This is a genomic window from Pseudoalteromonas sp. HF66 (genome assembly GCF_011806445.1).
In the GTDB taxonomy this organism is placed as follows: domain Bacteria; phylum Pseudomonadota; class Gammaproteobacteria; order Enterobacterales; family Alteromonadaceae; genus Pseudoalteromonas; species Pseudoalteromonas apostichopi.
Genome location: NZ_JAATOU010000024.1, coordinates 46,647 through 56,577, shown reverse-complemented (window position 1 = coordinate 56,577; position 9,931 = coordinate 46,647). Strand labels below are relative to the sequence as shown.

General features: G+C 42.6%; 8 protein-coding genes and 1 tRNA gene. All 9 read left to right on the top strand.

What is annotated here, in order from left to right:
• Positions 1–184: 184 nt before the first annotated feature.
• The 9 genes from HCZ11_RS17665 to HCZ11_RS17625 all read left to right on the top strand — a co-directional run bounded on the left by HCZ11_RS17665 (position 185) and on the right by HCZ11_RS17625 (position 9,921).
• Positions 185–261 (top strand) — tRNA-Arg (locus HCZ11_RS17665).
• A gap of 476 nt (positions 262–737) precedes the next feature.
• The gene (locus HCZ11_RS17660) at positions 738–1,997 is read left to right on the top strand and encodes a hypothetical protein (protein WP_167659082.1); all 1,260 of its coding nucleotides are present in this window, start codon (positions 738–740) and stop codon (positions 1,995–1,997) included.
• A gap of 16 nt (positions 1,998–2,013) precedes the next feature.
• A complete protein-coding gene (locus HCZ11_RS17655) occupies positions 2,014–3,390 on the top strand; it encodes an SH3 domain-containing protein (RefSeq protein ID WP_167659081.1) in 1,377 nt (458 codons plus the stop codon).
• 8 nt (positions 3,391–3,398) lie between these two features.
• A complete protein-coding gene (locus tag HCZ11_RS17650; RefSeq protein WP_130050798.1) occupies positions 3,399–4,511 on the top strand; it encodes a dipeptide epimerase in 1,113 nt (370 codons plus the stop codon).
• Positions 4,508–5,257, top strand: coding sequence for a L,D-transpeptidase (locus HCZ11_RS17645; RefSeq protein ID WP_167659080.1), 750 nt, complete (start codon positions 4,508–4,510; stop codon positions 5,255–5,257). The genes HCZ11_RS17650 and HCZ11_RS17645 overlap by 4 nt, the downstream gene beginning before the upstream one ends.
• Before the next feature lie 80 nt (positions 5,258–5,337).
• Positions 5,338–6,906: a sodium:solute symporter gene (locus HCZ11_RS17640; RefSeq protein ID WP_130050800.1), complete on the top strand. Its 1,569-nt coding sequence runs from the start codon at positions 5,338–5,340 to the stop codon at positions 6,904–6,906.
• Entirely contained in the window at positions 6,907–7,818 is a 912-nt protein-coding gene (locus HCZ11_RS17635) for a BadF/BadG/BcrA/BcrD ATPase family protein (RefSeq protein WP_167659079.1), read from the top strand.
• Entirely contained in the window at positions 7,808–8,743 is a 936-nt protein-coding gene (gene murQ, locus HCZ11_RS17630; RefSeq protein WP_130050802.1) for an N-acetylmuramic acid 6-phosphate etherase, read from the top strand. Before HCZ11_RS17635 ends, murQ begins: the two co-directional genes overlap by 11 nt.
• Positions 8,743–9,921 (top strand): exo-beta-N-acetylmuramidase NamZ domain-containing protein, encoded by a 1,179-nt coding sequence (locus HCZ11_RS17625; protein WP_167659078.1) that lies wholly within the window; start codon positions 8,743–8,745, stop codon positions 9,919–9,921. The genes murQ and HCZ11_RS17625 overlap by 1 nt, the downstream gene beginning before the upstream one ends.
• Positions 9,922–9,931 lie beyond the last annotated feature (10 nt).

Here is a 9,931-nt window from a genome sequence, read left to right as displayed (position 1 = left end):
GCATAGCTCAGCTGGATAGAGTACCTGGCTACGAACCAGGCGGTCGGAGGTTCGAATCCTCCTGCGCCCACCACTTTCTATACATTCATACTGCAATGTTCGAAAGTGCAAACCGACTAAATGTCGGTTTTTTTGTGTTTTAATAACACCGTCATTGCAAGACGTAAATAAGCAGAACAATTGCGGACGCGTAGCTCAGCTGGATAGAGTACCTGGCTACGAACCAGGCGGTCGGAGGTTCGAATCCTCCCGCGTCCGCCACTTTCTTCTGGAAAGTGACATAAACCGACGAAAGTCGGTTTTTTTGTGCCTGCAATTCGCGTAGGAGCTTGAAAACTCGATATAAACCTGTAGCAGCGATTTTATATCGCGTTTATTATCGTAATATTCGTAGCAGCGACTTCAGTCGTGAACATCACGCTTCCACTCCACAAATTAAACCCCAACTCAAAATACAAAAAATACACCCAGTAGGCGTGAAACTTGTTTCGCGCGCATCGCGCATTAAGATAATGTCGCTCCAGACGATGAACAATACCCCTTCGAGACGATAGACTTTAATCGTTAAATTATTTTTTAAGCCAGCGTCTTATAGGCAATAAAACCGAGTTAATTTGCTTCATGAAGAAATTGTGTTAGATTTAATAAAATATTCCAAAAAAAATAACAAGTGGGAATTTTATTTTATGTATGCGAAAGGTGCATATCAAAAACGGCTGGCTATAAGTTGCGGCTTGATGCTTTTGACTGGTTGTGAAGCGAACACAGAAAAAACCCCATTAACCGACAAACAATACTTTGAGCAGGTAATGTTAGCTCCCGCTATTTTGCCAAAAGATTTAAAAAATACTGGTTGCTTATCACTGGAAGGTGAAAGTCAGCAGCCAGGCTATAAATCAGCAACTGAGGTTAATTATCAACAGGCAGGTTGGCAAAACAGAGTGGCGGCCGATTGGCAGTATTTCTTAGCCTCTGAGCAGCCAGGTAAATTTCTATTAATAGATTATCAAGTACAGGCTGGGCAGCTAGCCTATCGCTATTTAAGTGATGGCAGCCATAATGAATTGTATGAGCCTTGGAGCTCATCAAAAATTCAAGCATTTAGCGGTGCGCTATCTAAAGTAAGACAAACCCACCCAGAGCTTGGTGCAACGCTCTATGCAGGTGATACAGCGCTGGCAGATTTGATCAGCAGTATTAATAGCTATGAAGCATTTGGTAAAGCCGATGGCAACTCAAATGCTATTGCCAGTTATTTTGTGAATGTGGCAGGGCGAGAGTACTTACGTGGACTTTTTAATGATGGCTGGCTCAAACTACAGGATGAGCGTTTGTTATTTAACGGCGCATATGGCTCAGAGCAGTTTATGCCATCAGACGAGTATTGGCATAACCCTGCAAAGAATGAGCTTGATGCAAAAGTCGTTCATTATATAACAAGCAGTGATGATCCCGGCTATTTAGGATATCGTTGCGACAGTTGTGGCTTAACGGGCAACAAAGCAATGACTACACTTGCTCAAGCTGAATGGTTAAAGCGCTTGGTTAGTCATCAGCGTGAGCCAAGTACACAAATGCCTTATTTACAAGCAAGTGATGTTGATGTGCTACTTAACGGCACAGGTCATACCTACGAACAGGCTCAAGTAGGCGGCATGATGGTAGGTATCAGTCATATTGTTACAAATGCGTTGGCAGATGTTATTGCGCCAAATGATAGTCGCTCTGCAAAAGAGGTGCTCGATAGCGCAACCAATGGGCAGTGGCGTGTATGGCAAAAAATTGGTTGGGGACCAAGTGAAACGCGCTCCACCACAGAAGCCGTGATGCTGGCACATGTGTGTCTAGGAAATTATCAAGGTGGGCGTGAGTTTACATTTAGTGTACAGCAGTCAACTCAGGGGGCTGACGAAGCCAATTTGCCGACAGTCGGTAAGCAAATGCAGCAAAAATTGCAGCATGCTTTTACAAAATTATTAGATTCACGCTTTCAATAAGAATTAAGGTACAGCTATGCGTCGTTCAATTATCGCTTTATCAATTACTTTAGGTGTTGCCTTTAGTGCACCCATGCATGCCGAAGGTTGGCAATCAGATGTTATCGGGGTCACGCAGTCACAGCTTTCTCCTAGCTACTGGTTAGCGCAAGGGGCATCGGCAAAAATGATTATGACGGAGGCTCAAATTACTGCCTTCAACGAAAAACTTATTAAAGATAATAAATACATTGTTGATCCACTGTCTTTCCAAAAATCGCTCAGTAAAGACGAGCTAACAAGTGCCATTCACTCGGCAAGTTCAATTCCAAAAAGCCCGCGTTTTTTTACCGACGGCCGACAACTCACAGCGAAAGATTTTGCTAAATATCAGGCTAACTTAAATCTTAACAAAGTCGCAGATACTAATAAGGTGCGTTTTGCAGTGGTAGTTAAACGTACTGCATTACGTACATTTCCAACTTGGGATCGGGTTTTAAATAGTGGCCTTGATCAAGACTTAGATCGCTTCCAAGAAAGTGGCATGTTCCCGGGTGAGGCTGTGGCTGTATTACATCAAAGTGCAGATAAAAAATGGTTGTTAGTACGTGCTTACAACTACTTAGCATGGGCACCTGCCGAAGATCTTGCCTTTGCTGATGCGGATAAAATAAAAGCTTATCGTGAACAAGATAATTTCTTGGTTGTGACAGGTGCAAAAGTAAATACTGCTTATGTGCCAAACGATGAAAGCCGCTCAGAAGTGCAACTAGATATGGGGGTACGCTTACCCTTAGTTGATAGTGAGAAAGTACCTTATTTGCTAAACGGCCAAAATAGCTATGCCAGCCATGTTGTACAGTTACCTACTCGTGATGAGCAAGGTCAACTTGTAATTAAACCAGCGATGATCAGCAAAACTGCCGATGTAAATTTAGGTTACTTAGACTACAACGAGCAAAATCTAATTAAACAAGGCTTTAAGTTTTTAGGTGAGCGTTATGGTTGGGGGCATGATTACAATGGCCGCGACTGCACCGGGTTTGTTGGTGAAATTTATAAAAGCTTTGGCCTATTAATGCCGCGTAATTCAGGGCAGCAAGGCAGTAGTGAATACGGGCAAAATAATCGTTTTGATAAGAATACCGCTGCGGATGCCAAGATACCAACGGTTAAAAATATGGCGATTGGCGATCTGATCTATATTCCTGGTCACGTGATGATGTACTTAGGGGAGCATCACGGCGAGCCGTATGTTATTCATGATGTCAAAGGATTAGGTTACAACAAAGGCGATGGCAGCTTTTATAGTAGTGCCTTGAATGGGGTGTCTGTGACACCTTTATTGCCACTAAGATTATCTCAAGAAACCAGTTATTTAGACCGTGTTTATAACATTAAGCGTATTCGCTAGAGGCCGATATGAAAATTAAAGCTGTTCGCTTTGCAAAGCTCAAAGTGCCATTAGTTACCCCATTTAAAACAGCACTGAGAGAAGTGAGTTTTATCGAAGACTTAGTGGTTTTAATCGACACTGAATGTGGTCAAACTGGCTATGGCTCAGCGGCCTCAACACCGGTTATCACTGGTGATACCCATCAAGGGATGATAGCGGTCATTAAGCAGTTTATTGCGCCTAAGTTGGTGGGGCAAGAAATTGAAAACATCAACCAGCTCACTCAAATTATTCAATCAACCGTGGTTGGCAACAGTAGCGCAAAAGCCGCCCTAGAACTGGCTGTGTACGACTTGTGGGGTAAGCTCTATCAAGCACCTTTATATAAGTTACTTGGCGGCGGTAAGTCAGAACTTAAAACGGATATTACCATTAGCGTCGATAACATAGATAAAATGCTCAGTGACTGTCAGCTAGCCGTTGAGCAGGGCTTTGACGTATTAAAAATAAAAATTGGCAATAACCTTAATCAAGATATTGAACGTGTCAAAGCAATCCACGCGGGGTTTGCTGCTAAGGCGCAATTACGTTTAGATGTAAACCAAGGTTGGAATGCCAAACAAACTGTGTTTGCATTACAACAACTTGAGCAAGCTGGCGTGGTGTTAGAGTTAGTTGAGCAACCAGTAAAAAGCAGTGACTTTCAAGGCCTCAAATATATTACTGAGCGGGTGAATACACCGATTATGGCTGATGAAAGCGCCTTTTCACCTAAGCAAGTAATCCAGCTTTTAGAGTTGGGAGCGGTTGATATTATCAACATCAAGTTAATGAAAACGGGCGGTTTAAGCCGGGCAATTGAGATTGCTAACATCACAGCCCAATATCAAGCTGAATGTATGATTGGTTGTATGCTAGAGGGCAGTATTGCTGTCGCAGGGGCTGCGCATTTAGCTTCTGCCAAAGCACAACAAATCAGTAAAATTGACCTAGATGGTCCAGCTCTTGGTCAGTATGACCCTGTACAAGGTGGGGTTGAGTTTATCGGCCCTCAAATAAGCTTATCGGATAAACCAGGTCTTGGTATTGAATCAATAAAAGGGCTTGAACTAATAACAAACGGAGTATGGCCAGCATGAAAAAACTAGTTAGTCTTATTGCAGCTATGAGCTTAACGGCTTGTGCAAGCAAAGAGTCACCTAAACCTGTTATTGATAACAGTCATCAGCAACTCGTGGTGGTGGTCGCTAATGACAGTGATGCTATTGATGCCACGCTGTATCGCTATGAAAAAGACGCCGGTAAATGGCAACAACAAGGCGAACAACATGCGGTAGTACTTGGTCGTACCGGTCTTGCTTGGGGAGTGGGGCTGCACCCTGCACAACCAGGTCAGCAAAAACAAGAAGGGGATGGTAAAGCGCCTGCTGGTATTTTTGAGCTAGGTACTGCATTTGGGTATTTAGATTCATTACAAACGAACCTAAGTTATCAAGCAATGACTGCAAACGATTACTGCATTGATGTGAAAGGCTCGCCTTTTTACAATCAACTGGTCGACAAAGCACAAGTAGGCGAAGACGCAGTAAAAGACTCTTCAGAATGGATGCGCCGTGATATATACAGCCAAGATAATTTGTATAAAAAAGGCATTGTTGTTAAGCATAATCCAAGCAATATCAATGGCGCGGGTAGTTGTATCTTTATGCATTTATGGCGTGCGCCTAGCAAGCCTACAGCTGGTTGTACAGCAATGACAGAACGCAATATGGACGCTTTGCTTGCTTGGTTAGATGAACGTAAAAAGCCTTTATTAGTCAGCTTGACCAAGGCGCAATATCAACAAAAGCAAAGTCAGTGGCAATTACCTAACTTAGCTGAATAAAAATAATAAAATAAAAGTATTTTAATTCTGTCATAATGATGGAATAATATATTCCATTGAGGTTTGGGTTAGGATAATAAATGAGTGCAAATTACGCTTTACTTGATTGGCTAGTATTCGCAAGTTACGGTGCAATTTTATTGCTAAGTGGCTGGTGGTTTAATCGCAAACGCGCTAACTCAAGCCAAGATTTTTTTCTAGGCGGAAATAGTATGCCAACTTGGATGGTGGCTATTTCTGTTTTAGCTACCTCACAATCTGCAGCAACCTTTATCGGTGGGCCAGATCAAGGCTATCAAGGTGACTTTTCCTACATAGCCACTAATATCGGTGCGTTTATTGCCGCCTTTGTCGTATCGGCATTTTTAATTCCAAAGTTCTATCAGCAAAAAGTATTTACGGTTTATGAGCTACTAGAAAAACGCATCGGTCCAAAGGCAAAGCGTCGCAGTGGCTTGATGTATTTATTTGGCCGTGTGTTTGCCAGTGGTGCGCGTTTGTACATGGCGGCCATTGCCGTGGCGATGATTTTATACGGAAATATAGATGCAGACAGTGTGGTTATAGCTACTCTGGTGTTAGCACTTGCTGGCTTGCTTTATACCTTTTTGGGGGGGATTCGCAGTGTTATTTACTCAGACGTGTTGCAAAGTATTGTTTACGTGAGTGCTGCTATAGCGGTCATATGGAGCTTACTTGCCGTTATTCCTGCTGATTTTTCGACTATTATCGCAACACTCAATGAGCCAAGCCCAGGTGCAGATTCTAAACTAGCACTGTTTAAATTTGATTTAGATTTTGGCCCGTCTGGGGTGTTTAACATGGCCTCTGTTTTAACAGGTTTTGTACTTTTAAACATCGCTGCATTTGGTTTAGACCAAGATATGACGCAGCGTTTATTAACCTGTAAAAGCCCTAAAGAAGGCAGTAAGGCGTTATTACTATCTGTAGTGATGGTGATTCCCGTTATGGCTATTTTTATCTTTATAGGTTTTCTGCTTTATATTGTTTATCAGCAACCTGCATTGATGAACAGCGAGGCAGGCCAAGCCGTTGTACAAGAGTTTAATGGCGAAAAAATCACAATCTTTATGTACTACGTATTGAACGAAGTACCAGCAGGAGTTAAAGGTTTGGTGAGCGTTGGTATTATTGCTGCCGCTATTTCTACGTTGAACTCAGGGCTTAGTTCGATGTCTTCAGTCATCGTACAAGATATCTATCGTCCGTATTTAGAAAAACATAATAAACAAGTTAGTGATCATCACTTTGTCAAAGCAGGTCGTGTCGGTATGGCAGTGGTGAGCCTTGCCTTAGCGCTAATGGCTATTCTTTGTTATTTCTGGCAGCAATACAGTGATATGCCATTATTAAAATTTGCTTTAAGTGTGATGGTGTTCTCGTACAGTGGCTTGTTAGGTGTGTACTTTACGACGTTGTTCACCAAACGTGGCAGTGAAGGCTCAGTGTTAGCTGCGCTGATAGCAGGTTTTATGGTGACCTTATTAATGCAGCCATACATGATTGACTGGTTACTACCTGAGACAATGCGTTTTTACCTAGGATTTACTTGGCAACTGTGTATAGGCACTTTGCTTGCGACACTTGTGTGTTGCTTTGGTAAATCATCGAACGAGAAGAGTGCATAAATGGCAGTTCGCTATATTCTAGCCATTGATGGTGGCGGCACTAAAGTGTTAGCTGAGCTTAAGGAGCTGGCAAGTGATGCTGTTTTTCATGCTCAGGCAGGTTCTGCATCAATTTCGAATGATCTTGATTTAGCGTTAGAAAATATTGTTAAAGTGACCCGCGATGTATGCCAGCAAAGTGGCGCAGAGCCAAGTGAAATCGTCACCGTTATGGGAGTGGCTGGTGGCTCATCGGTAAGCCTTGCTGAGCAATTAAAAGTGATGCTTAAACTGGTGTACGAAATTGAATTTGCCAGTTTGCAAATCACCAGTGATGCAATTACTTCATTATATGGTGCAAACCTTGGCGAGCCATGTGTAGTTATTGCACTTGGCACAGGTGCTGTCGGAGCAAGATTAAATGCTCAAAAGCAAACAAAGTTGGTTAGTGGCTGGGGCTTTACTGTTGATGATTTTGGCGGTGGTGCCCGTATCGGCCTTATGGCTGTGCAGCAATTATTAAACGATATAGATATTTATGATTTACCAAAAAGCCGATTAACGATTCGTTTGAGTGAGCAGCTAGGATGCACTCGACAAGCAATTAGTAGTTGGCTTAAACAAGCAAAACCTGCGGACTATGCAGCATTTAGTCCTTTAGTGTTTAGCTTGAAAAATGACTGTAAAGCGGCAAATAGTGTATTAACAGAGCACACTCAATCGGTAGTTCAGTTAATTAATAAAAGCCGAGGAAACTCACTATTACCAGTGATTTTAATTGGTGGTTTGGCGAAAGTTAGCCAACCATTATTGCCACTTGCTTTACAAAACGAATTATCTCCTTGCAAGGGAGATTCATTAACTGGTGCTGCGATTTTAGCAGCAGAGCATTACCATGACATTATTGAAAAAGGACAACCCAATGAGCCCTGAGCACGTATTTAAGCAACAGCGTGAGTTACTCGAAGAGTTAAACGGCATTGTCTCCGAAGGACAAAACCCAGACACTTTGGATATCGATCTGCTCAGCTCCACTGAGATCCTCACTAAAATCAATAATGAAGATCATAAAGTGGCTGAGGCGGTTAAATTAGTTATCCCGCAAATTAGTGAAGCGGTAGACCACGTAGTCGAAGCCTTTCAAAATGGCGGTAGGTTGATTTACATTGGGGCAGGCACTAGTGGTCGTTTAGGGATTTTGGATGCGGTTGAATGTGCTCCTACCTATAGCGTGAGCGATCAGCAAGTGTTGGGTATTATTGCCGGTGGTGACACTGCTGTTAAGAAGGCTGTTGAAGGTGCTGAAGATAGTACGACACTTGCCGTTGAAGACTTAAAAAATGTTAATTTAAACAGTAAAGACGTGGTGGTTGGCATTGCTGCCAGTGGCCGTACTCCTTATGTTTGCTCGGCAATTGAATACGCTAAATCACTCGGTTGTGTGACTGTGGGTGTCACATGTAATCCAAATTCAGCGGTGATGCTTTTACCTCAAATTGGCATTTGTCCTGTTGTTGGAGCTGAAGCCGTAACTGGCTCAACACGAATGAAATCGGGCACTGCGCAGAAACTCGTACTTAATATGCTAAGTACAGCTAGCATGATCCGCACTGGCAAGGTGTATAAAAACCTGATGGTTGATGTGAATGCTAGTAATGAAAAACTATATGCTCGTGCTATTCGTATTGTTATGCAAGCAACAGACTGTACTCAGCAGCAAGCTGTTGATGCATTAAAGCAAGCAGATCAAAGTGCTAAACTTGCTATTTTAATTGTGCTAACAGGAAAACCTGCGCCTGAAGCAAAACAGTTACTTTCAAAAGCCGGCGGCTTTTTACGTAAGGCGGTTGAAGAATAATGCGTTTTTTAGCTGTTTTACTCGTTAGTTGTTTCGCGCTTTTAGGTTGCCAAGAAACGCCTGTACAAGCACCTGAGAAAACCCAGCCTTTGCAAGTGGGGGCTGCTAATTTTCAAGCCTACGTTCCAGCACTAAAAGGTAAACGTGTCGGGTTAGTGGTTAATCAAACATCAGTAGTTAATGGTCAACATTTGGTTGATGCATTACTAGATAGAGGCGTTGTCGTTAGCAAAATATTTGCCCCTGAGCATGGCTTTCGCGGCGATCATGACGCTGGAGCTCATGTTAAAAGCACAGTAGATGCTAAAACTGGCATCGATGTTGTGTCGATTTATGGCAGTAACAAAAAACCAAGCCCTGAGATGCTTGCAGATTTAGATGTCATTATTTTTGATATTCAAGATGTCGGTGTGCGTTTTTACACTTACATCAGCTCAATGCACTACGTGATGGAAGCCGCAGCTGAAAATAGTAAAGAGGTTGTGGTTCTAGACAGACCAAACCCGAATATTGCCTATGTTGATGGACCTATCCTTGACCCACAATTTCGTTCGTTTGTTGGCATGCACGAAATTCCTGTTTTGCACGGTATGACAGTGGCGGAACTTGCTCAAATGATCAAAGGTGAAGGCTGGATAAATGATGCTAATAAGCTTGAACTAAGCGTTGTGCCCGTTGCGAATTATGACCGTACTATGGCTTATGAGCTACCAATAAAGCCTAGCCCTAACTTACCGAATGCACAGTCAATTGCGCTTTATCCATCACTATGTTTCTTTGAAGCAACACCCGTGACTATTGGTCGTGGCACTGACTTTCCGTTCCAAGTGATGGGCTATTCACCAGTAAAATTGGGTGAATTTAGTTTCACGCCAAGGGCGATTAAAGGCGCTTCAATGAACCCTAAATTCAAAGGCGTTGAAGTATTTGGTCAAGACTTACGAGATGCTGATATTCATGGCTTAGATTTAAGTGTGTTTATTTCGGCATACCAACAGCTGAGCGCGAATGAGCAAGAATTTTTTGAACGCGCTGACTTTATGGACAAACTTGCAGGCACTGATAAATTGCGTTTAGCCATTGAAGCAGGCCAAACTGAGCAGCAAATAAAGCAAAGCTGGCAAGCCGATTTAAGTGCTTTTAAACGCAAGCGAGCCCCATATTTGCTGTATCAATAATAGCTAGATA